Source organism: Acuticoccus sp. I52.16.1, from assembly GCF_022865125.1.
GTDB lineage: Bacteria > Pseudomonadota > Alphaproteobacteria > Rhizobiales > Amorphaceae > Acuticoccus.
The window spans coordinates 3198174-3221911 of sequence record NZ_CP094828.1; the positions used below are offsets into that span (position 1 = coordinate 3198174).

16 protein-coding genes are annotated in these 23738 nt (G+C 69.4%); 8 read left to right on the plus strand and 8 right to left on the minus strand.

From position 1 onward, the window contains the following. Positions 1-29 precede the first annotated feature (29 nt). From ettA to MRB58_RS14540, 4 genes are all read right to left on the minus strand, one after another. Complete coding sequence (gene ettA, locus MRB58_RS14525) at positions 30-1682, minus strand: energy-dependent translational throttle protein EttA (protein ID WP_244777843.1); 1653 nt, start codon at positions 1680-1682, stop codon at positions 30-32. Between the two features lie 303 nt (positions 1683-1985). After that, positions 1986-2459 (minus strand): transcription elongation factor GreA, encoded by a 474-nt coding sequence (gene greA / locus MRB58_RS14530; protein ID WP_244781994.1) that lies wholly within the window; start codon positions 2457-2459, stop codon positions 1986-1988. A gap of 105 nt (positions 2460-2564) precedes the next feature. Next, the gene (carB, locus tag MRB58_RS14535) at positions 2565-5888 is read right to left on the minus strand and encodes a carbamoyl-phosphate synthase large subunit (protein ID WP_244777844.1); all 3324 of its coding nucleotides are present in this window, start codon (positions 5886-5888) and stop codon (positions 2565-2567) included. Between the two features lie 95 nt (positions 5889-5983). Beyond that, positions 5984-6277: a helix-turn-helix transcriptional regulator gene (locus tag MRB58_RS14540; RefSeq protein ID WP_244777845.1), complete on the minus strand. Its 294-nt coding sequence runs from the start codon at positions 6275-6277 to the stop codon at positions 5984-5986. Positions 6278-6610: 333 nt separating this feature from the next. On the opposite strand from MRB58_RS14540, the gene MRB58_RS14545 reads away from it, so the two are divergent. The 6 genes from MRB58_RS14545 to MRB58_RS14570 all read left to right on the plus strand — a co-directional run bounded on the left by MRB58_RS14545 (position 6611) and on the right by MRB58_RS14570 (position 16048). Beyond that, positions 6611-7558 (plus strand): neutral zinc metallopeptidase, encoded by a 948-nt coding sequence (locus MRB58_RS14545; RefSeq protein ID WP_244777846.1) that lies wholly within the window; start codon positions 6611-6613, stop codon positions 7556-7558. A 134-nt stretch (positions 7559-7692) separates the two neighbouring features. Further along, entirely contained in the window at positions 7693-9708 is a 2016-nt protein-coding gene (gene dnaG / locus MRB58_RS14550) for a DNA primase (RefSeq protein WP_244777847.1), read from the plus strand. A gap of 191 nt (positions 9709-9899) precedes the next feature. After that, the gene (gene rpoD / locus MRB58_RS14555; protein ID WP_244777848.1) at positions 9900-11912 is read left to right on the plus strand and encodes an RNA polymerase sigma factor RpoD; all 2013 of its coding nucleotides are present in this window, start codon (positions 9900-9902) and stop codon (positions 11910-11912) included. Positions 11913-12186: 274 nt separating this feature from the next. Continuing rightward, positions 12187-13620, plus strand: a complete 1434-nt coding sequence (locus MRB58_RS14560; protein ID WP_244777849.1) for an adenylate/guanylate cyclase domain-containing protein — start codon at positions 12187-12189, stop codon at positions 13618-13620. An 83-nt stretch (positions 13621-13703) separates the two neighbouring features. Further along, a complete protein-coding gene (locus MRB58_RS14565; RefSeq protein WP_244777850.1) occupies positions 13704-14942 on the plus strand; it encodes an adenylate/guanylate cyclase domain-containing protein in 1239 nt (412 codons plus the stop codon). A gap of 77 nt (positions 14943-15019) precedes the next feature. Then, on the plus strand, positions 15020-16048 hold the full coding sequence (locus MRB58_RS14570; protein WP_244777851.1) for an acyltransferase family protein: 1029 nt from the start codon (positions 15020-15022) through the stop codon (positions 16046-16048). A 41-nt stretch (positions 16049-16089) separates the two neighbouring features. Here MRB58_RS14570 and paoC read toward each other — a convergent pair whose 3' ends face one another. From paoC to paoA, 3 genes are read right to left on the minus strand one after another with little or no spacing between them, the layout of a single operon-like run. Then, the gene (paoC, locus tag MRB58_RS14575; RefSeq protein WP_244777852.1) at positions 16090-18291 is read right to left on the minus strand and encodes an aldehyde oxidoreductase molybdenum-binding subunit PaoC; all 2202 of its coding nucleotides are present in this window, start codon (positions 18289-18291) and stop codon (positions 16090-16092) included. After that, positions 18278-19246: a xanthine dehydrogenase family protein subunit M gene (locus MRB58_RS14580; RefSeq protein ID WP_244777853.1), complete on the minus strand. Its 969-nt coding sequence runs from the start codon at positions 19244-19246 to the stop codon at positions 18278-18280. Before MRB58_RS14580 ends, paoC begins: the two co-directional genes overlap by 14 nt. Next, positions 19243-19896: an aldehyde dehydrogenase iron-sulfur subunit PaoA gene (gene paoA, locus MRB58_RS14585; RefSeq protein ID WP_244777854.1), complete on the minus strand. Its 654-nt coding sequence runs from the start codon at positions 19894-19896 to the stop codon at positions 19243-19245. Before paoA ends, MRB58_RS14580 begins: the two co-directional genes overlap by 4 nt. 355 nt (positions 19897-20251) lie before the next feature. Between paoA and tcuA the strand changes: the two genes are divergently transcribed. Continuing rightward, positions 20252-21655, plus strand: a complete 1404-nt coding sequence (tcuA, locus tag MRB58_RS14590) for an FAD-dependent tricarballylate dehydrogenase TcuA (RefSeq protein ID WP_244781995.1) — start codon at positions 20252-20254, stop codon at positions 21653-21655. Further along, positions 21642-22778: a tricarballylate utilization 4Fe-4S protein TcuB gene (gene tcuB, locus MRB58_RS14595; RefSeq protein WP_256461673.1), complete on the plus strand. Its 1137-nt coding sequence runs from the start codon at positions 21642-21644 to the stop codon at positions 22776-22778. The genes tcuA and tcuB overlap by 14 nt, the downstream gene beginning before the upstream one ends. A 7-nt stretch (positions 22779-22785) precedes the next feature. On the opposite strand, the gene MRB58_RS14600 is transcribed toward tcuB, so the two are convergent. After that, positions 22786-23679 (minus strand): 3-keto-5-aminohexanoate cleavage protein, encoded by an 894-nt coding sequence (locus tag MRB58_RS14600; RefSeq protein WP_244777855.1) that lies wholly within the window; start codon positions 23677-23679, stop codon positions 22786-22788. Between the last annotated feature and the right edge of the window lie 59 nt (positions 23680-23738).

Consider the following 23738-nt stretch of genomic DNA (forward strand, 5'->3'; position numbering starts at 1 on the left):
GCGGCGCGACCGCCGCCCCCGCGGGATGCTCAGCGCGTGAGGCGCTTGTACTTCACGCGGCGCGGGACGATGGCGTCCGGTCCCAGGCGGCGCTTCTTGTCTTCCTCATAGTCGGCGAAGTTGCCTTCGAACCACTCGACGTGGCTGTCGCCCTCGAAGGCGAGGATGTGGGTCGCGAGGCGGTCCAGGAAGAAGCGATCGTGGCTGATGACCACGGCGCAGCCGGCGAAATCCTCCAGCGCGTCCTCGAGCGCCGCCAAGGTCTCGGTGTCGAGGTCGTTGGTCGGCTCGTCGAGCAGGATGACGTTGGCGCCGGACTTCAGCATCTTGGCGAGGTGGACGCGGTTGCGCTGTCCGCCCGACAGGTTGCCGACCTTCTGCTGCTGATCCGCGCCCTTGAAGTTGAAGGCGCCGACGTAGGCACGGCTCTGCATCTCGCGCTTGCCGAGCGTGATGACGTCGTTGCCGCCGGAGATCTCCTCCCACACGGTCTTGTTGCCGGCGAGGTCGTCGCGCGACTGGTCGACGTAGCCGAGCTGGACCGTGTCGCCGATCTCGATCTCGCCGTCGTCGGGGGTCTCCTGGCCGGTGATCATGCGGAACAGCGTGGTCTTACCCGCACCGTTGGCGCCGATGATGCCGACGATGCCGCCCGGCGGCAGCGAGAAGTCCAGCCCGTCGATCAGCACACGGTCGCCGTAGGACTTCTTCAGCCCCTTGGCCTCGATCACGTTGCCGCCCAGGCGCGGGCCGGTCGGGATGATGATCTGCGCGTCGCCCGACTGGGTCCGCGCCTCGTTGCGCTTCAGCAGCTCGTCATAGGCCTGGATACGGGCCTTAGACTTGGTCTGCCGCGCCTTGGGGCTCGACTGGATCCACTCGCGCTCGCGCTCCAGGGCGCGCGCCTCGGCGGAGGCCTCGCGCTTCTCCTGGGTCATCCGCTTGGCCTTCTTCTCGAGGTAAGCGGTGTAGTTGCCCTCGTAGGGGATGCCGCGGCCGCGGTCGAGCTCGAGGATCCATCCGGTGACGTTGTCGAGGAAATAGCGGTCGTGGGTGACGATCAGGATCGCGCCCGGATACTCGCGCAGATGGTTTTCCAGCCAGGCGACCGTCTCGGCGTCGAGGTGGTTGGTCGGCTCGTCGAGCAGGATCAGCTCGGGCTGCGACAGGAGCAGCCGGCACAGGGCGACGCGGCGCTTCTCACCGCCCGAGAGCTTGGTGACGTCGGCATCGTCCGGCGGGCAGCGCAGCGCGTCCATCGCCTGGTCGATCTGACTGTCGAGGTCCCACAGGTTCTGCGCGTCGATCTCGTCCTGGAGCTTGGCCATCTCCTCGGCGGTCTCGTCCGAGTAGTCCATGGCGAGCTCGTTGTAGCGGTCGAGCTTGGCCTTCTTCTCGGCCACGCCCTCCATCACGTTCTCACGCACGGACTTGGTCTCGTCGAGCTGCGGCTCCTGCGGCAGGTAGCCGACCTTGGCGCCGTCGGCGACCCAGGCCTCGCCGTTCCACTCCTTGTCGACGCCGGCCATGATCTTCAGCAGCGTCGACTTACCCGAGCCGTTGGGGCCGAGCACGCCGATCTTGGCGTCCGGATAGAACTGGAGATGGATGTTGTCGAGGACCTTCTTGGTCCCGTAGGCCTTCGACAGCCCCTGCATATGGTAGATGAACTGGCGTGCCATGAATGCTCGTCGTTGGTCTCTCGTGGGGATAGCGCGGACAGGCGCCGCGCAACGTGTCTTCAGCTCGGATGATGTGGTCTTCTCGTAGACGGTGCGCCAGGTCGCGGCAAGCGCGGCGTATCGTGCCGAACGCCGTCGGCGGCCGTGCTTGCGGGAGGCGGGCGAGTCGTCATCCTCGAGGCGGCGCGCGGGCGTGTGCGCGGCGGTCGTCAGAGCTGGCGCGAGGTGCGCCTGCATGCCGAAGAGCGGGGCCGCGGCGGGAGGGTCACGGTGTGTGTGACCTCGCGGCGGCCCCTCGGGTCCTCAGCGGAACTGGACCTCGGTGATCTCGTAGGCGCGGGCGCCGCCGGGGGCGGTCACTTCGACGGAATCGCCGACGGTCTTGCCGATGAGCGCGCGGGCGATCGGCGAGGAGATCGAAATGCGGCCGGCCTTCACGTCGGCCTCGACGTCACCGACGATCTGGTACTTTTTTTCCTGATCGGTGTCTTCGTCGACCAGGGTCACGAACGCGCCGAACTTCACGGTCGAGCCGGAGAGCTTCTTGACGTCGATCACTTCGGCGCGCGAAAGCATGTCTTCCAGGTCGGTGATGCGGCCTTCGTTGTGGCTCTGCGCCTCTTTGGCGGCATGGTATTCTGCATTTTCGGAGAGGTCGCCATGCGCGCGCGCCTCGGCGATGTCCTGAATGATTTTCGGACGATCCTCCGATGTGCGGCGCTTCAACTCGGTCTCCAACGACGCATACCCCTGCGCCGTCATTGGGATCTTTTCCATCGTCATTCGAACTTTCTTCGTAACGCCGCTCGCTTCCGAGCGAAGTGGTCCAGTTTCCAACAGACTGTGACGAAAATGCAAGTGCGGAAAGCGTTCCGCCGGGCGTCAAACGTCCGAGAATGCGTTCACGTAGGATTGCATGGGGCGAACCTCAAGTTCCTGGCTGCCCTGTAGTGCAATTCCTTCCGCAGCGGCGAGTGCCCCGGCAAGTGTCGTGTAGTACGGCACCCGGTGAGACAGCGCGGCGCGGCGCATCGACTTGGAATCGTTCAGCGACTGCGGCCCTTCTGCCGTATTCAGCACAAGTTGAATCGACCCGTTCTTGATCGCGTCGACGATATGCGGCCGTCCCTCCGACACCTTGTTGATGCGCTCGCAGGGGATGCCGTTCGCCTCCAGGTCCCGCTGCGTCCCGGACGTCGCCACCAGGGTGAACCCGGCCGCTGACAGCCGCGAGGCCGCGCCGCGAATGGAGGCTTTATCCGAATCGCGAACCGATAGGAAGACCTTCCCCTCGAGCGGCAGCGCATTGCCGGCTGCCATCTGGCTCTTCACGAACGCCAGTGCGAACGAGCGGTCGATCCCCATGACCTCGCCGGTGGACTTCATCTCCGGGCCGAGCACGGTGTCGACCTCGGGGAAGCGCGCGAACGGGAAGACCGCTTCCTTCACCGCCACATGGTCGAGCGGCTTGGTGGTGAGGTTGAACGTCGACAGACGCTCGCCGGCCATCACGCGCGCGGCGATCTTGGCGATCGGCTCGCCGATGGTCTTGGCGACGAACGGCACGGTGCGCGCCGCCCGCGGGTTGACCTCGAGGATGTAGATCTGCCCGCCCTTCACGGCGAACTGCACGTTCATCAAGCCGACCACGCCGAGCGCCAGCGCGAGTGCGGAGGTCTGCGCCCGCAGCTGCTCGACGATCTGGTCGGGCAGGGTACGCGGCGGCAGCGAGCAGGCCGAATCGCCCGAGTGGATGCCCGCTTCCTCGATGTGCTCCATCACACCGCAGACGAACACGTCCTCCCCGTCGGACAACGCGTCGACGTCCACCTCGACCGCGCGGTCGAGGTACTTGTCGAAGAGGAGCGCGTTCTTGCCGAGCAGCATGTTGATCTGCCCGGTCTTGTCGTTGGGATACTTGGCCCGCACGTGGCCCGGCACCAGCGAGGAGAGGGTGGTGAAGAGGTACTTGTCGAGCCCCTCCTCGTCGCGGATGACCTCCATGGCGCGGCCGCCCAGCACGTAGGACGGGCGCACCACCAGCGGCATGCCGACCTCGGACGCGATGAGACGCGCCTGCTCGACCGAGTGGGCGATGCCGTTGTCCGGCTGCTTCAGCCGCAGGCGGTGCAGGAGCTTCTGGAACCGGTCGCGGTCCTCGGCGAGGTCGATCGCGTCGACCGGCGTGCCGAGGATGGTATGCCCGGCGTCGACGAGACGCTGCGCCAGGCCGAGGGGGGTCTGCCCGCCGAACTGCACGATCACGCCCATCAGCCGCCCGGCGGACTTCTCCACCGCCAGGATCTCGAGAACGTCCTCCACCGTCAGCGGCTCGAAGTAGAGCCGGTCGGAGGTGTCGAAGTCGGTCGAGACGGTTTCGGGGTTGCAGTTGACCATGATGGTCTCGACGCCCGCGTCCGACAGCGCGTAGCACGCGTGGCAGCAGCAATAGTCGAACTCGATGCCCTGGCCGATGCGGTTCGGCCCGCCGCCCAGGATGACCACCTTGTTGCGGTTCGAGGGCGCCGCCTCGTTCTGCGGGACGCCCGCGAACTCGGTCTCGTAGGTCGAGTACATGTAGGCGGTCGGCGCCGCGAACTCGGCCGCGCAGGTGTCGATCCGCTTGTAGACCGGACGCACGCCGAGCCGCTCGCGGTAGGCGCGGACCTGGTCGTCGGTCATCCCGGCGAGTGCGGCGAGCCGCTGGTCGGAGAAGCCGGCGGCCTTGAGCTGCCGCATCAGGCCGGAGGTCAGCGGCAGGCCATGCGCCCGAACCTTCTCCTCCAAGGCGATGATCCCGGCGATCTCCTCGAGGAACCACTTATCGATGCGGCTCTGCTCGTAGATCGCGTCGACCGAGAAGCCGCGGCGCATCGCCTCGGCCACCTTCAAGAGACGGTCGGGCCGCGGCACGCCGATCGCGGCGCGGATCGCCTGGCCTTCCTCGCCCGGCACCAGCCCCTCGATCTCGGCATCGTCGAAGCCGGAGAGGCCGGTTTCCAGGCCCCGCAGCGCCTTCTGCATCGCCTCCTGGAAGGTGCGGCCGATCGCCATCACCTCGCCGACGGACCGCATCGACGTCGTCAGCACCGTGTTGGCGCCGGGGAACTTCTCGAACGTGAAGCGCGGAACCTTGACGACGACGTAGTCGATCGTCGGCTCGAACGAGGCGGGCGTGGCGCCCTTGGTGATGTCGTTGTCCAGCTCGTCGAGCGTGTAGCCGACGGCGAGCTTGGCCGCGACGCGGGCGATGGGGAAGCCGGTCGCCTTGGACGCCAGCGCCGAGGAGCGCGACACGCGCGGGTTCATCTCGATGACGACCATGCGGCCGTCCTCGGGGTTCACGGCAAATTGAACGTTCGATCCGCCGGTCTCGACGCCGATCTTGCGCAGCACCGCGATCGAGGCCGACCGCATGCGCTGATATTCCTTGTCCGTCAGCGTCAACGCCGGGGCGACGGTGATGGAATCGCCCGTGTGGACGCCCATCGGATCCACGTTCTCGATGGAGCAGATGATGATGCAGTTGTCCGCATGGTCGCGGACCACCTCCATCTCGAACTCCTTCCAGCCGAGCACCGACTCCTCGATCAGCACCTCGGTCGTCGGCGAGGCGTCGAGGCCGCGCTCCACGATGTCGAGGAATTCCTCGCGATTGTAGGCGATGCCGCCGCCGGTGCCGGCGAGCGTGAAGGAGGGGCGGATGATCGCCGGCAGGCCCACCACGTCGAGTGCGGCGAGCGCCTCGGACAGCGTGTGGGCGATCTCGGACTGTGGCGATTCGAGGCCGATCTCGCTCATCGCGCTCTTGAAGTCGTCACGGTCCTCGGCGGTGCGGATCGCCTGCGCGTTGGCGCCGATCATCTCCACGCCGTGCTTGTCGAGGAAGCCGCTGTCGTAGAGGGCGAGGGCGCAGTTCAGCGCCGTCTGCCCGCCCATCGTCGGGAGCAGCGCGTCGGGCTTCTCCTTCTCGATGATCTTCTCGACGATCTCTGGCGTGATCGGCTCGATGTAGGTCGCGTCGGCGAGCTCCGGGTCCGTCATGATGGTCGCCGGATTGGAGTTCACCAGGATGACGCGGAACCCTTCCTCCTTGAGCGCTTTGACGGCTTGCGTGCCCGAATAGTCGAACTCGCACGCTTGGCCGATGACGATCGGACCCGCGCCAATGATGAGGATCGAGGAAAGGTCGGTACGTTTCGGCATGGGGAACCGGCGACAGCTTCTTGTGACTGTGGGTGGCGGGAAGAACGGCCCGCTATAGAGCGTTCCCGCGTCCGGCGCAAAGCCAAGCCGTCCGATCAGTCGTCGTCGTCCTCGTCATTGTCGGCGAGGGCTCCGTCCGGATCGAGGTTGGGCGCCCCTTCCGCGGGGGCCGAGGACCACTCGACGGTGTGCCCGTCGAACTCTTCGACACCGCACGCGATCGCATAGCAGGCCAGACGAACGGTCTTGGGAATCTCGACGCTTTTGCCGTCCCGGTCGCCGCGCTCATAGTACTGGATCATACGGCGTTTCAGGCCCAGGCGGTCGGCTAGCTCCTTCTGCTTCCAATTGTTCGCCTTCCGCCACGCGCGGAATTGTTCAGGCGTCATGCGGCATCCTCGCAAAAAGACGCATAAATTGCGCCTCTACCCCTTTAAAGTGCGCACCAGGCGCGCATGTTGAGTCGCTAAGGCGCACTCAATGCGTGAGCACTATCGACGAAAACGTCGGCGCGCCACCCCCTGGAGCGCCGGCGCGAAAGCCTCATGACAGGAGACGACCATGTTAAACCATCTTATTGTCGCCCAGGCTGCAACGACACCGCGCCGTGAAGAGCGGGCAACCTCGAAGCGGTGGTCGACGTTCATCAAGGGCTGGGGACGGGCGGCGCGCTAGCCCTCCCGCTCCGGCCGCCGATTGGATTCGCACGCCGGAGGACAGGAATGCGCTGGGAAGGCCGCCGAAAGAGCGACAATTTCGAGGACCGCCGCGGGAGCGGGGGTTCGATCTTCGGCCGGGCCGGCCTACCGCGAGGCGGACGCGTGCGCATCCCCCGCGGCGGCAGCTCGGGCGGTGTGCGCCGCGCCGGTGGCGGCTCGATCATTCTCTTCATCATCGTCGCCATCGGGCTGTGGGTCTTCGTCGGCATCAACCCGCTGCAGCTCCTGGAGATGATTTCCGGCGGCCAGGGCGGCGGCCCCGTCGTCACCCAGCAGGCCCCCGAGCGCTCTGCCCGGCAACAGGCCGAAGACGGCGAGACGCTCGGCCTCCTGCGCGTCACGCTCGCCGAGACCGAGGACACCTGGTCCCAGATCTTCGACAATTCGGGCGCCAGCTACGAACCCACCACCCTCGTCGTCTACGCCGGGCAGACTCCGACCGGGTGCGGCTTCGGCGCCGCGGCGGCCGGGCCGTTCTACTGTCCGAACGACCGCAAGGTGTACATCGACCTCACCTTCTTCGAACTGCTCGCCCGCCGTCTCGATGCTCCCGGCGACTTCGCCCAGGCCTACGTCCTCGCCCACGAGGTCGGCCACCATGTGCAGAACCAGACCGGCGTGCTCGGCAAGTTCCACCAGGCCCGCCAGCGCCTCTCCGAGGGGGACGCCAACGCGCTCTCGGTCCGCGTCGAGCTGCAGGCGGACTGCTATGCCGGCGTCTGGGCCCACTCCGCGCGCGAGCTCGGGATCTTGGAGGAAGGCGACATCCAGGAGGCGATCGCCGCCGCGGCCGCCGTCGGCGACGACACCATGCAGCGCCGCAGCCAGGGCTATGTCGTTCCCGAGAGCTTCAACCATGGCACCGCCGACCAGCGCACCCGCTGGTTTCAGACCGGCTTCCAGTCCGGCAGCCCCTCCGACTGCGACACGCTGGAGGGCACGGGGCTCTAGGCTCCGGCCCCCTCCGGCCCCCGGAGAGCCCGTGGCGGATGCGCGGGGGACAATGGGGATCTCGGGCGTAAGTTGGACTTGAAAGCCGGCGTTTAGAGCGCATCGTGGTAAGGACGTTCGCCACAGGGGGAACGATGCGCTTCTCACAGGACTTTCTGGCCGGCCTGCGCGAGCGGGTGCCGCTGTCTTCCATCGTCGGCAAGACCGTCACCTGGGATCGACGAAAGTCGCAGCCCGGGCGCGGCGACTTCTGGGCCTGCTGCCCCTTCCATCAGGAGCGCTCGCCCTCGTTTCACGTCGACGACCGCAAGGGCTTCTACCACTGCTTCGGCTGCCACGAGTCCGGCGACCACATCACCTTCATGACCTCTCACGGCGGGCTCGACTTCCTCGACGCGGTCAAGCAGCTCGCCGAAGAGGCCGGCGTCCCGCTCCCCGAGCGCGACCGCGAGGAGCCGCGTCAGATGCGCGAGCGGCGCGTGCAGCGCGGCGCGCTGGAGGCCGCCGCCGCGCTCTATCAGAGCACGCTGTGGTCCTCGACCGGGCACGAGGCGCGGCGCTACGCCGTCGGCCGCGGCTTCTCCGAGGAGACGTTGAAGGCGTTCGACTTCGGCCTCGCTCCCTCGGTGCAGGGGGCGGTCATCCGCGCCCTCGGCGCCGACGGTGTCAGCGAGACCGAGATGGAGCGCACCGGCCTCGCCGTGCGGCGCGACGGGCGCCTGCGCGACCGCTTCGTCGGCCGCCTGATGGTCCCGATCCACGACAAGAGCGGCAAGATCGTCGGCTTCGGTGGCCGCTCGCTGGACGGGCGCGAGCCGAAATACCTCAATTCCCCGCAGACGCCGCTGTTCGACAAATCGAAGCTTCTCTTCAATGCGCACCGCGCGCGCGGCCCCGCCCACCGGGCCAATCGGCTCTTCATCGTCGAGGGCTATTTCGACGCGATCGCCCTCGCCCAGGCCGGGATCGGCGAGGTGGTCGCCTCCTGCGGCACCGCGCTCACCGAGGATCAGATCGCGCTCGCCTGGTCGATGGCCGACGAGCCGATCCTCACCTTCGACGGCGACAAGGCCGGACGCATGGCCGCCCAGCGCGTGATCGACCGGGTGTTGCCGCTGCTGCAGGGAGGGCGCTCGGTGCAGTTCCTGCACCTGCCCGAGGGGCAGGACCCGGACGACCTGATCCAGGACGGCGGGCGCGACGCGTTCGAGGCGCTCGCCGCCAAGGCGGTGCCGCTGGTCGACGCGCTCTTCGCCCGTGAGGCGGACAAGGGGGCCGACACGCCCGAGCGCCTCGCCGCGCTGGACGACCGGCTCGACGCGCTGGTGGCGACGATCGCCGACGAACGCCTCGCCAAGAACTATCGTGCCGCGTTGCGCGAGCGGGCGTGGGACTTGCGCCGCACCCGGCGCGCGGAGCGGCCGCGCCAGGGCGGTACCGGACGCGGCGGGGCAGCAGGCGGCGGACAGTGGCGCGGCGGACAGTGGCGTAGCGGACCGGGCGGAGACGGCCAGGGGAGCTGGAGCGGCGGAGGGGCCGGCATGCGCCTACAACCACCGTCGGCGCCCATCGCCGCCCCCGTCGGCGCCGACCGCGCGCTGATCGACCTGGAGCGCATCACGCTGGGTCTGATGGTTCTGCGGCCGCATTTCATCGAGAGGTTTGCCGAGACCCTCGGGGCGTCGGCGTTCAAGAGCGAGGCTCACGCCGGCTTCGCCGCGCTCCTGACCGAAACCTACGCCAGCCACCTGCCGGAGACCTCGGGCGACCTGATCGCCGCCCTGCCGCAGCGGGCCCTCATGTGCCTGGGCGAGATCTGGGGGGAGGCGGAGGCGCCGGTCGGCCCGCGCCTCCTGCAGCGCTTCGCCATCCTGGAGTGCGATCCGGACGAGGCTTTCCTGGGACGGTGCATGTCGCTGTTCGTCGATCGGCTGGCGCTGCGCAGCGAGATGGACGAACTCGCCTCCGAGCCGCAGCGCATGGTCGCCCGGCGCGGCGACGACGACGGCCGGCTGATCCGGCTGACCGTCGCGTTTCAGGAACATCAGACCCGCTTGCAGAACGCCGAACGCGAATTGGCGGACGAGGCCGCCGCGATGCGGCGCAAAAAAGCCACCACCGGAACCTCGTCGTCCGGTCGAACGTTATGATTGCCCTCTGCCTCCCTTGCACCTTTACGGAGGCGCGTTATCTAGACAGATCGGTGGCGCGCCGGGGGGCGCCTTGCACGTGCGCGTGCGCCACGGCCCGATCTTGACATGATTTGCTCTAGATCGGCACAGCATGTTCTTTCGAACGGTGCGCACACACTCTTGTGCGCGTAATCCCATGTGGAGGCCCGATGGCGACGAAGGCGAGCGCGGCAGAGCAAAAGGATCCGCAAACCGAGGCTTCCGACGGACCGCTCCTCGACCTCAACGATGCGGCTGTCAAGAAGCTCATCCGCACGGCTAAGCGCCGCGGCTATGTTACCCACGACGAGCTGAACGAGGTCCTCCCTTCGGAAGAGGTCACGTCCGAGCAGATCGAGGACACCATGGCGATGCTCAACGACATGGGCATCAACGTTGTGGAAAACGGGGAAGAGGCCGAGGAAGAGTCGGACGACAACGACGAGAGCCGCGAGCTGGCCGGTGCCAGCCCGAAGGCGGTCGCCAAGACGACGACGCGTGAGCCGACCGAGCGCACGGACGATCCGGTCCGCATGTACCTGCGCGAGATGGGCTCGGTGGAGCTACTCTCCCGTGAGGGCGAGATCGCGATCGCCAAGCGCATCGAGGCCGGCCGCAACTTCATGATCGCGGGGCTCTGCGAGAGCCCGCTGACCTTCCAGGCGATCATCATCTGGCGGGACGAGCTGATGGAGGGCAAGGTCCTCCTGCGCGACATCATCGACCTCGAGGCCACCTACGCCGACCCGGACGGCAAGGCCCACCTCGCCGAGGTCAGCACCGACAGTGCGACCCCGAAGGAAGGTGGCCCGCAGGCCTCCAACGTGATCCCGCTCGCCGCGGGCCGGCCCGGCGTGCCCGGCGCACAGCCCGCCGAAGAGGAGAGCGACGACGACGACGAGTTCGAATCGTCCCTGTCGCTCGCGGCGATGGAAGGCGAGCTGAAGCCCAAGGTCCTGGAAACCTTCGAGGCCATCGCCGACAACTACAAGAAGCTGCGCAAGCTGCAGGAGCAGAACGTCGACGCTCAGGGCGGTGAGGGCGAGCAGCTCTCGTCCGCGCAGCAGAAGCGGTACAAGAAGCTGCGCGAGGACATCGTCGTCGCGGTGAAGAGCCTGCTTCTGAACCCGCAGCGCATCGAGAGCCTGGTCGAGCAGCTGTACGACATCAACAAGCGCCTGATGGCCTGCGAGAGCAAGCTGATGCGGATCGCCGACTCGTACGGCGTCAACCGCGCGGACTTCCTGCAGCACTACCAGGGCTACGAGCTCGACCCGAACTGGACCGAGCGCGTCGGCGGCCTGCCGGGCAAGGGCTGGAAGCAGTTCATCAGCCACGAAGAGCAGGTGATCGGCGACCTTCGCACCGAGATCCAGGAGATCGCCCAGCAGGCGGGCCTGGAGATCACCGAGTTCCGCACCCTCGTGCAGAAGGTGCAGAAGGGTGAACGCGAGGCCCGCCGCGCGAAGAAGGAGATGGTCGAGGCCAACCTGCGCCTCGTGATCTCCATCGCCAAGAAGTACACCAACCGCGGCCTGCAGTTCCTGGACCTCATCCAGGAGGGCAACATCGGCCTGATGAAGGCGGTCGACAAGTTCGAGTATCGCCGCGGCTACAAGTTCTCGACGTACGCGACCTGGTGGATCCGTCAGGCGATCACCCGATCGATCGCCGACCAGGCGCGCACGATCCGCATCCCGGTGCACATGATCGAGACGATCAACAAGATCGTGCGCACCTCGCGCCAGATGCTGCACGAGATCGGCCGCGAGCCGACTCCGGAGGAGCTGGCCGAGAAGCTCGCGATGCCGCTGGAGAAGGTCCGCAAGGTCCTCAAGATCGCCAAGGAGCCGATCAGCCTCGAAACGCCGATCGGCGACGAGGAGGATTCGCACCTCGGCGACTTCATCGAGGACAAGAACGCGGTGCTGCCGATCGACGCGGCGATCCAGTCCAACCTGCGCGAGACGACGACCCGCGTGCTGGCGTCCCTGACGCCGCGCGAGGAGCGGGTCCTGCGCATGCGCTTCGGCATCGGCATGAATACCGACCACACCCTCGAAGAGGTCGGCCAGCAGTTCTCGGTGACCCGCGAGCGTATCCGCCAGATCGAGGCGAAGGCGCTGCGCAAGCTCAAGCACCCGTCCCGCTCGCGCAAGCTGCGCTCCTTCCTGGACAGCTGACGCGGCCACCGGGATCGCTGCGACAGCGGCGACCTAGCCGAGGCGCGGCCGCGGCCGCGACCTGCACCCATCGCGCCGCCGTCATTCGTGCCGGCGGCGCTGCCGTCTCCGTCGGCTCCGGCGGGAGGCGGCCGCGACCCGCCCCGCTGCGACGCGGCCCGTGCGGCCGGGAAAGTGGCGACGGCCCCGGCCCACGATGCGCTGCGATGGTGCGGCGGCAAGAAACCGAACAACCTGACGTGCGGCGGGCCGTGACCCGCCCTAAATGGCGGCCATGACACGGGTGACCCCGCACGACCGGCGCCGACGCGCCTATGGCCGCTTCTGGTCGACGCTGCGCTGGCACAATATCGTCCGCCTGACCCGCAGCGCGGCCGCCAGCTTCCGCACGAGCGACGTCCGCCTGACCGACACCGAGCTGCACCGCCTGCGCCGGGCCGAGCGACGCGGCTTCCAGCTTCTCATCCTGTGCCGCACGTTCATGTTCGCAGTCGCGCTGGCCTGGTACGTCGTCTCCACGCTCGCCTCCGGCCTCAGCCCGACGCCCTATGGCATCGGCTTCCTCGTCGCGCTGACGCTGCTGGGGATCGCCTATTATCTGTCGATCGACTCGCCCTTCGACCGGCCGTTCGCCCGCTATCTCGGCTCCACGCTCGACGTCGCCGCCATCAGCGCGCTGTTCGTGGTGGTGCCGGTCTACCAGGGCCTCGACCTGCCGCAGATCTACGCCTTCCGGAACTCCGACATCATCCTGCTGTTGCCGCTGGTGGCACTCACCACGCTGACGCTGTCGCCGTGGCTGGTGCTGTGGTCGGGCCTGTCGGCGGTGGTGTGCTGGATGGCGGCCTACGTCTACGTGCTGCTCCAGATGGACCGGCGCGTTTCCTGGTCGGACATGCCAGCAGTGCCCACGCGGGCCGAGTACGAGGGTCTCATTCTGTCGCCGGACTTCGTCGCGCGCGGCAACCGCATGACCGAGGCGCTCGTCACCCTCCTCGTCACCGCGGTCCTGGCGCTGGCGGTGGCGCGGGCGCGGCGGGTCTTCTATGCGCAGGTCGCCGCCGAGACGGAGCGCGAGCAGGAGCGCGCGGCGCGGGCCGAGGTGCGCAGCCGGCTCGGCCGCTTCGTCCCCGCCGCCATCGCCGAGCGCGTCCTGAACGACCCCGCCTCGCTGGAGCCGCGCGTGCGGCACGCGGCGGCGCTCTTCATGGACATCACCGAGTTCACCGCCTACGCCCACACCCGCGACCCCGGCGCCGTCATCGCCGAGCTGAACGACTTCCTCGCCCGCTGCGCCGACGAGGTGGCGGCGGCCGGCGGCGTCGTCATCAGCTTCACCGGCGACGGCCTGCTCGCCACCTTCAACACCCCGCTCGATCTCGACGCGCCGGAGGCCGCCGCCGTCGAGGCGGGGCGGGCGCTGATCGCCTGCGCGGCCGAGGCCGGATTCGACAACCGCGTCGGCATCGCCGCGGGTCCGGTCGCCTCTGGCAGCGTCGGCTCGGTCGAGCGGCAGGCCTTCACCGTCTACGGGGACACGGTGAACCGGGCCGCACGGCTGGAAGAACTCGCCAAGATCCTGGGCGCACGGCTGTTGGTGGACGAAACCTGTGCCGAAATCGTGCCCGGTCTCGCCTCGTGTGGGACGCACCCGTTGCGCGGGGTGGGTGACGAGGTGCCCGTCTGGCGCGATTCTGGTATAGAGTGACCCTGATCTGTTCCCATGCGCCTTGTTCGACCAAGCGGAGCGTCCATCTCTTCGCTCCGACGAGAATTTGAGTGAGATCGCCCATGCAGAATCCCGATAGCCATGCCCTCGACATTACGAACTGGCTCCTGGGCGAGGCGATGGGGCTCGAACTGCCCGCGATCATCGAAGGGCTGGCGCACCGCCTCGTCGTCACCGGCATGCGCGTCGACCGGTTCATGGTCTCGTTCAGCCTGCTCAACCCGTCGCTCATCGCGGGCGGCATCATCTGGCGCCCGGAGCGGGAGCTGGAGTTTTCGCGCTACACCTACATCAGCCGCAACAGCGGCATGTACGAGCGCAGCCCGTTCAAGGCAGCGCTCGACCAGGGCGGCGGCTGGCTCGAGATCGACCTCGACGCCACGCCCGACGACGCCTACGGCATCGTCCCCGACCTCAAGGCCGAAGGGCTGAAGCATTATATCGTCATCCCGATGCCCTCGCCGATGGGCCGGCAGATGAACATCACCATGGCGACCACCCTGCCGGAGGGCTTCTCCGCGGCGCAGAAGAACTTCCTGCTGGAGATCCTGCCGGCGATCCGGGCGACGGTGGACCTGAAGTCGCTCAACGTGATCCTGCGGGACGTGCTGTCGGCCTATGTCGGCCGGGTGCCGGCGCGCGAGATCGTCAGCGGCACCGTCCACCGCGGCGAGACGCGGGAGTTGCGCGCCGCGATCCTGGTGGCGGACCTGCGCGGGTTCACGTCGATCTCGACCCAGCTCCCGGTCGCGGCGACGGCCGAGGTCATCAACCGCTACTACGACGTCGTCGTCCCGCCGATCGAGCAGCATGGCGGCGAGATCCTGAAGTTCATCGGCGACGCCGTGCTGGCGATCTTCCCGGCCGCCCAGTCCGGCGAGGACGCCGCCGTGCTCGCCGCGCTCGACGCCGCCGCCCAGGCCCTCACCACCGTGGTCGACCCCTACGAGCTGGGCGACGTGGTGGCGCCGATCCGCTTCGGCATCGCGATCCACGTCGGCGACGCGGCGTACGGCAACGTCGGCTCCGGCGACCGGCTGGACTTCACCGTCATCGGCCGCGACGTCAACATCGCCGCGCGGATCGCCTCGCTGTGCAGCCGCCTGGGACGGGACTACCTGGTGTCCGAGCCGGTCGCCGAGATCGGCCGGCGGCACGGCCGCTCGATGCTGAGCGCCGGGGCCCACGATGTGCGCGGCATCCGCCGCCCGGTGCCGGTCTACGTCCCGGATGCCGAACTCCTGGAGCCGGAAAGCGACGACGGCATCTCCCAAGGCCTGGTGCTGGTCTCCCCCGCATAGCCTCAACAAATGTTGGCGACCGGCGCCGCCCGGCCGCGGACACTCCCCGGCGACGCTCGCGGGGGGGAGGGGCCGGCATGGCCGCATCGGAACGTATCGTCTGGCTCGACGTCGCCAAGGGGACGTCGATCCTGCTCGTGGTGCTGCTGCACGCGACGCTCTACATGCGCCAGTACGACCTGGCGTCCTACGGCTACGAGCAGCTCAACAACCTCTTCGCGCCGATCCGCATGCCGCTCTTCTTCGCGGTCTCCGGACTCCTGGGGACGCGCGCCGTCACGCGCAGCCTCTCCGACCTGATGAGCCGGCGCATCGTCACCTTCGCCTACCTTTTCACGCTGTGGACGCTGGTTCGCTGGGCCTATTTCGGCACCGTGCAGACCAATGTCGTGACACCGCAGGAGGGGAGCAGCTACGCCGAGCTGCTCGTCGCCTGGGTGCGGCCCAACACCGGCATCTGGTTCATCTGGGCGCTGGCGATCTTCTTCCTCCTCGCCAAACTTCTTTACCCGGTGCGTCACGCCGCCTTTCCGCTCGCCGTGGCGCTGGCCCTCCTGGCGTTCGGCGACGTGATCGCGATCGAGGCGTTCTCGCAGCGCAACCTCGTCTGGTACGCGCCCTTCTTCCTGGGCGGGGCGTGGTACGGCCCGGCGATCCTCGGGGCGGTGACCGCACGGCCGCTCGTGGTCGGCATCGTCGGCGGGGCGGTCTTCGCTTCGCTGTCGGTCGCGGTCGCCTATCTGGAGGGGATCGCGTTCGGGGCGGGGCGGCTGGCGATGTCGGTCGCGGGGCTGGCGCTGGGGAGCGCGGTGTCGATCCTGCTGGCGGCCGTCCTGCCGGCGCGCGCGGTGCTGACCTACCTGGGGCGCAATACGCTGCCGATCTACGTCGCGCACGTAATGATCGTCGCCGCGCTCGCGCTGGTCCTCGCCGACCATGCGGCCCAGGTGCCGATGGTGCGCTACTGGGGCGTGCCGGTGATCGTCGCGGCGGCGGTGGCGCTGTCGCTCGCACTGAAGCTCGTCGTCGAGCGGGTGGGGCTGGCCTGGGCCTACGCGCCGCCGCGTTGGCCGGCCCGCCAGGCCGCCGCACTCGGCGCGGCCTGACGGGGGGCGCGCGGCGACGAAGCCCGCCGCGCGCGGCCAGCTCAGACGGCCGGCAGGTTGCCGATCAGCTTGTCGAGCGTCACCGGGTAGTCCCGCACACGCACGCCGGTGGCGTCGTAGACGGCGTTGGCGATCGCCGCCGATACGCCGCACAGGCCCAGCTCGCCGACGCCCTTGGCCTTGAGCGGCGTCGAATAGGGGTCGGCACCCTCGATGAACATCACGTCCTGTCGGCCGATGTCCATGTGCACCGGCACCTCGTAGCCGGCGAGGTCGTGGTTGACGAAGAAGCCGTAGCGGGTGTCGACCGCGAGTTCCTCCATCAACGCCGCGCCGACACCCATCGTCATCGCGCCGATGACCTGGCTGCGGGCGGTCAGCGGGTTGAGGATCCGCCCCGCGTCGCACACCGCCAGCATCCGCCGCACGCGGATCTCGCCGGTATGGGCGTGGACGCCGACTTCGACGAAGTGCGCGCCGAAGGTGGCGAGGAGGACATCCTCCTCGCGGAAGGCGCCGAACTCGATGGAATCCTCCGCCGTCATCTCCGCCCCGCCGCCGACCTCGCCGAGCGGGGTCGAGGCGTTGCCGGCACGCACCATGCCGTCCTCGAAGGTGAGGTCCGCCTCGGCCGCACCGAGCCGCTCGGCGATCGCCTGGCGCAGGGCGACGCACGCGGCGTAGACGCCGGCGGTGGCGCTCGCCGCGCCCCACTGCCCGCCCGACCCGGCCGAGACCGGGAAGCGCGAGTCGCCCAGCTCGACCGAGACCGCGGCGAGCGGCAGGCCGAGCACCTCGGCGGCGGTCTGCGCCATGATGGTGTAGGAGCCGGTGCCGATGTCGGTCATGTCGGACTGGACGACCAGCGTCGCGTCCGGCCGCAGCACGACGCGGGCGCCGGAGGTCATCACCGGCGCGCCGCGGTAGGCACCGGCCACACCGTGGCCGACGAGCCAGGCTCCGTCCCGCGTGGCGCCGGGGGCGGTGTTGCGGCCGGTCCAGCCGAACGTCTGCGCGCCGGTGCGCAGGCACTCGACGAAGTTTCGCTCGGAGAAGGGCCGGTCCGGGTTCTCCGGGTCGACCTGCGTGTCGTTGACGATGCGGAATTCGACCGGGTCCATCCCGAGCTTTTCCGCCATCTCGTCCATCGCGATCTCCAGCGCCATCAGGCCGGCGGTCTCGCCGGGCGCGCGCATGGCGTTGGAGTTCGGCAGGTTCATCCGCGCCGGGGCGTCGACCAGCAGGCGGTTGGCGCCGGCGTAGAAGGATTGCGTCGGCGCCGTCCCGTTCTCGCCGCCCGCCGCGGTGAGCGCGTTGGAGGCGCTGTGATGGGCGATGGCGGTGATGCGCCCGTCTCGCTCGGCGCCGATGCGGATGCGCTGGATCGTCTCGGCGCGGTGGGTGGTGTTGTTGGCGATCATCGGCCGCGGCAGGGCGACCTTCACCGGCCGGCCGACCTTGCGGGCGGCGAGCGCGGCGAGCACGGCATCCGAGCGCACGAAGAGCTTGGTGCCGAAGCCGCCGCCCAGGAAGGGCGAGTCGAGGCGCACGTCGTCGGCCGGGATGCCGAGGGCCTTCGCCATCGACTGGCGCCCCCACTCGACCATCTGGTTGGAGGTCCACAGCCGCACCGTGTCGCCGTCCCAGGCGGCGAGGGTGGCGTGCGGCTCCATCATCGCGTGGCTCTCGGCGGGGGTCGTATAGGTGGCGTCGAGCGTCACCGGGGCGGCGGCGAAGGCGGCCGCGAAGTCGCCCACCTCCGACGCCGGCGCGACGTCCGCCTCGCCGCGCGCCTCGGCGGTGGCGGCGAGGTCGAACCCGGCGGCCGCGTCGCGCTGGTAGTCGACCGCGACGAGCTTGGCGGCGGCGCGGGCCTGCTCGAAGCTCTCGGCGACGACGACGGCGATGGCCTGGTGGTAATGGAGCACCTCGTCGCCGCCGAAATGGCGCACGGGATCGTAGTCGAACACGCCTTCGATCGGGTCGTGCTCCAACGTGGTGACGATGCCGACGACGCCGGGCGCGGCGGCGGCCGCCGCGGTGTCGATCGCGCGGATGCGGCCCTTGGCGATGGCCGACGGGACCGGGTAGCCGACGAGCTGGCCGGCTGCGACGTCGTGCCGCTCGTAGGCGTAGGGGGCGGTGCCGGTGGTCTTCAGCGGCCCGTCGATCCGCGGGGTGGCATGGCCGACCACCTTGGCGCGGTCGAACAGATTGTCTCCGGCAGGATTATCGAACCTCATGTGGCACCCCCTGCGCCTCGGCCAGCACTGCGGCGAGCGTTCGCTCGGCAAGCACCACCTTGAACTGATTGTCGTCGGTCGGTCGCGCGCCCTCCAGGATCCCGGCCATCGCGGCCGCCGCTCCCTGGGGAAGCGCCGCCTCCGCCTCGGCCCGGCGCCACGGTTTGGGCCCCACGCCGCCGAGTGCGACGCGGCCGGTCCCGTCCCGCTGCACGACGGCCGCCACGGAGACCAGAGCGAAGGCGTAGGACGCGCGGTCGCGGACCTTGTGGTAGAGGTGGCGGCCGCCCAGCGGGGCCGGCAGCGTCACCGCGGTGATGACCTCGCCCGGTTGCAGCGCGGTCTCCACCTCGGGCGTATCGCCGGGGAGCCGGTGGAAATCTTCGATCGGGATCGCCCGCGTCGACCCCCCGGCATCGACCGTCTCGACCACGGCGTCGAGGGCGCGCATGGCGACGGCCATGTCCGACGGGTGCGTGGCGATGCAGGCGTCCGACGTGCCGATCACGCCGAGCTGGCGCGACACGCCCTCCAGCGCCGCACAGCCGGAGCCGGGATTGCGCTTATTGCAGGGCATGTCGGTGTCGTAGAAGTAGGGGCACCGGGTCCGCTGCAAGAGGTTGCCGGCGGTGGTCGCCTTGTTGCGGAGCTGGCCCGAGGCGCCGGCCACCAGCGCGCGCGTCAGGACGGCGTAGTCGCGCCGTACGCGCTCATCGGCGGCGAGGTCGGTGTTGCGCACCAGGGCGCCGATCCTCAGACCCCCGTCGTCGGTCTCCTCGATGGTGTCGAGGCCGAGGCCGTTGACGTCGATGAGGTGGGTCGGGGTCTCGATCTCGAGCTTCATGAGGTCGAGGAGGTTGGTGCCTCCGGCGATGAACTTGGCGCCCGGCGTCGCGGCGGCGGCCTGTGCGGCGCCCTCCGGCGAGGTGGCGCGCTCGTAGGAGAAGGCTCTCACGCGTTGCTCTCCGAAACTTCAGTGATGGCGGCGAGGATGTTGGCGTAGGCGCCGCAGCGGCAGATGTTGCCGCTCATGCGCTCGCGGATCTCGTCGGCGGTGGGCCGCATCTCGGCGGTGATGTCGGCGGTGACGTGGCTGGGGATGCCGGCCTTGATCTCGTCGAGGACGGCCTTGGCCGAGCAGATCTGCCCCGGCGTGCAGTAGCCGCACTGGTAGCCGTCGTGCGCGATGAAGGCCGCCTGCATCGGGTCGAGGTCGTCCGGCGTGCCGATTCCCTCGATGGTTTCGATCTCGTCGCCCTCGTGCATCACGGCGAGCGACAGGCACGAGTTGATGCGCCGGCCGTTGACCATGACGGTGCAGGCGCCGCACTGGCCGTGGTCGCAGCCTTTCTTCGTGCCGGTGAGCTGCAGGCTTTCGCGCAGCGCGTCGAGCAGCGTCAGGCGGTTGTCGGCGGTGAGCTGGCGCTCGGCGCCGTTGACGGTGAAGCCGATGCTGGTGGTGGTCGCCGCGGGGGGTGCCGCCGCGGCCGCGGGGGGCGTCGCCTGCGCCGAGACGCGGAAGGGGACGGCCGTCGCCGCCGCGGTCGCCGCGCCGGCGACGACGACGTCGCGACGTGTGACCGCGAATGCTTTCTCCTGAGCCATACACAACTCTTTCCTATTGGTGCGCGGCACATGCGGTCGGCGCGCCGCGGGGCGGGGACCGCATGTCGAGTTTGAATGAGTCTAAGGTCGGAGCCGCGATCGAGTACCGCGCCGGCGCGATAAGACCTATGAGCCATGTCGATCAATCGCGGCCTTGCGGGCCGGGGCGACCCGGGCGCGTGGACCGGGCGCGCGCCTCGCTGCCACGTGCGCGGTGCCTCGCTCGGGACCGACTTGTCGGCAACGGGGGAGGGCCGGATCGCGCGACCGGCAGCGTGGGCGGTTGATGCCGGCGCGGCGTCGGTCAATGCTGGGGCCTGTGCGGGTGGACCCCGCGGACGTGAAGACGGGTGAGATGGCCGGGATCGACAATCAGCCGCGGTACGACGTCGTCGTCGTAGGCGGCGGCAACGCGGCGCTCTGCGCGGCGATCGCGGCGCGGCGGGAGGGAGCGCGGGTCCTCGTCCTGGAGCTGGCCGACGCATTCGGCCGCGGCGGCAACACGCGCCACACCCGCAACATGCGCTGCGCCCACGACACCGCGACCGCGAGTCTGACCGGCCCCTATACGGCGGACGAGTTCTGGGACGACCTGCAGCGCGTCACCAAGGGCGAGACCGACGAGGCGCTGGCCCGCTTCATGATCGAGGAATCGAAAGAGGTGCTGCACTGGATCGCCGAGCAGGGCGTGCGCTGGCAGCCCTCCCTCGGCGGGACGCTCAGCCTGGGGCGCACCAACTCGTTCTTCCTCGGCGGCGGCCGGGCGATGCTGAACGCCCTGTACCAGACGGCCGAGCGCCTCGGCGTCGAGATCCGCTACCGCTCGGAGGTGGTGGAGATCGCGCTGGAGGACGGCGTATTCCGCACCCTCACCGTGCGCGATCCGGATGGCTGCTACGAGGTGGAGGCGGCGGCGCTGGTCGCGGCGGCGGGCGGGTTCGAGTCCAACATCGCCTGGTTGAAGGAATATTGGGGCGAGGCGGCGGAGAATTTCCTCATCCGCGGCACCGCCAACAACCGCGGTACGGTGTTGAAGATGCTGCTCGACCAGGGCGTCGCTCCCGTCGGCGATCCGACCCAGTGCCACGCGGTGGCGATCGACGCGCGCGCCCCGCGGTACGACGGCGGCATCATCACCCGGCTCGACTGCGTCGTCTTCGGCATCGTCGTCAATCGCGATGCGGTGCGCTTCTACGACGAGGGCGAGGACCTGTGGCCCAAGCGGTACGCGATCTGGGGCCGGCTCGTCGCCGCGCAGCCGGGGCAGATCGCCTACATCATCTTCGACGCGCCGTCGCTGGAGCGGTTCATGCCCTCGCTCTACCCGCCGATCCGGGGAGAGACGGTCGCCGACCTCGCCCACGCGCTCGATCTCGACGCTACCACGCTGGATGCGACCATCGCCGCATTCAACGCCGCGGTGCGCCCCGGCACGTTCGATCACACGATCCTCGACGACTGCGCCACGCAGGGTCTGAGCCCGCCCAAGAGTCACTGGGCGCAGCGGATCGAGACGGCACCGTTCTACGCCTACCCGGTGCGGCCTGGGATCACGTTCACCTACCTCGGCACGCGGGTGAACCGCCAAGCGCGGGTGATGATGGCGGACGGGCGGCCGGCGCCGAACGTCTTCGCGGCGGGCGAGATCATGGCCGGCAACGTCCTGGGGCAGGGGTATGCGGCCGGGATCGGCATGACGATCGGCGCCGTCTTCGGCCGGGTCGCGGGACGGGAGGCGGCACGCCATGTCCGCAACTGAGATCGGTGTCGCGACGGAGATCGCAGGCTCGGTCGCCACGCACGCGACGCCGGACCTTGCCGAGGCCGACCGGCTGATGACCGTCTGCAACGCCTGCCGCTACTGCGAGGGGCTGTGCGCCGTCTTCCCGGCGATGGAGCGGCGGCGCGTGTTCGCCGACGGCGACCTCGATTACCTCGCCAACCTCTGCCACAATTGCGGGGCCTGCTGGTACGACTGCCAGTTCGCACCGCCGCACCCCTTCGCGGTGCATGTCCCGGCGACGCTCGCGCGCGTGCGCACCGGCTCCTATGCGCGCACCGCGTGGCCGGGCGCCTTCGCGGGGGTGTTCGCGCGCAATGGGCTCTTCGTCGCGGTGATGCTGGCGGCGGCGGTGGCGGCGTTCGTCGCCGGCTTCGTCGCGTGGAGCGACCCCGCGGTGCTGTTCGGTGCGCACAGTGGACCGGGCGCCTTCTACCGGCTGATGCCGCACAACGCGATGGTGGCGCTCTTCGGCGCGGCGTTCCTCTACGCGCTGGTCGCCATGGTGATGGGGGCGCGCCAGTTCTGGCGATCCTCCGGCGGCGCGGGGGGCGACGGCGCGGCCTTTCGGCAGGCGGTGCGCGACGCGGTGCGGCTGCGCTACCTCGACGGCGGCGGGGCCGGATGCTCGGACCGGCCACCCGACCGGCGGCGCCTCTTCCATCATCTCACCTCCGGCGGCTTCCTCCTGTGCTTGGCGTCGACCGCGACGGCGACCCTCTACCACTATGTCCTCGGCCGCGAGGCGCCTTACGGATGGTTCGAGCTGCCGGTGGTCCTCGGCACCCTCGGCGGGCTCGGGCTGGTGGTGGGGCCGCTGGGGCTCTTCGTCGCCAAGAGCGAACGCGGCGCCGGGCTGAAGGAGGGCACGCCGCGCGGGATGGACGCCGCGTTCCTGGCGATGCTGCTGGCGACCGGGCTCACCGGTCTGGCGCTCCTGGTGCTGCGGGCGACGCCGGCGATGGGGCTCCTCCTGGCGGTCCACCTCGGCGTCGTCTTCGCGCTGTTCGTCACGATGCCGTACGGCAAGTTCGTGCACGGCCTCTACCGTGTGCTCGCCCTGGTCCGCAGCGCCGCGGAGGAGCGGGCCGACCCGCGGTGAGCGGCCATCACGCCGCCGGGCGAAGGCCGAAGACGCGCCGCGCCTCGCCGGGCGTCGCCGGCTCGTGGCCGAGGTCGACGAGGATGCGCGCCGCCTTTTCAACCAGCGCCGCGTTGGACGGGGTCAGCTCGCCCTTCGAAAGGTAGAGGTTGTCTTCCATGCCGACGCGCACGTGGCCGCCCAGCGTCGCCGCGACGGCCACCATCGGGAACTGCATGCGCGAGATGCCGAAGCCGGACCAGACCGCGTTCGGCGGCAGGCGGTCGCGCATGGCGATCATCGTCTCGGCCAGCGCCGGCGCGGCGTAGGGGATGCCGAGGCAGATCTGGAAGAGCGGCGGCTCGGCGATGCGGCCCTCGGCGATGAGCCGGCGGGCAAGCTCGATGTGGCCGAGGTCGAACACCTCCAGCTCCGGCCGCACGCCGGCGGCCTGTGCGGCATCCGCCATCGTGCGCAGGTGGCCGGGGGTGTTGATGAGGACGTTGTCGCCGAAGTTCACGCTGCCGAGGTCGAGCGTGCAGATCTCCGGGCGCAGCGCCTCGATATGGGCGATGCGCCGCTCGGGCGTCGTCAGCGTGGTGCCGGGGCCGCCGCGGGCGGGGTCCTCGACCGACGGATTGAAGCGCGCGCCGGGGCCGGTGGTGAGGTTGATGACGAGGTCGTCGTTCTCCTCGCGGATGCGGTCCACCACTTCGCGATAGTGTTCGAGCGCCATGCTGGGCGCACCGGTCGCCGGGTCGCGCACGTGGATGTGGACGACGGCGGCGCCCGCCTTTGCGGCATCCAGCGCCGCGCGCGCCAGTTCCGCCGGCGTGACGGGGAGGTTGGGGTTCTTGTCGCGGGTGTCCTGCGTGCCGGTCAGCGCGCAGGTGATGACGACGGGATTGCGGGTTTCAGGCACGGCGGCGGATCTCTTTCGGCGGGCGGCGCGGCGCGGGGGGCGGGGCAGGCCCGTCCCGG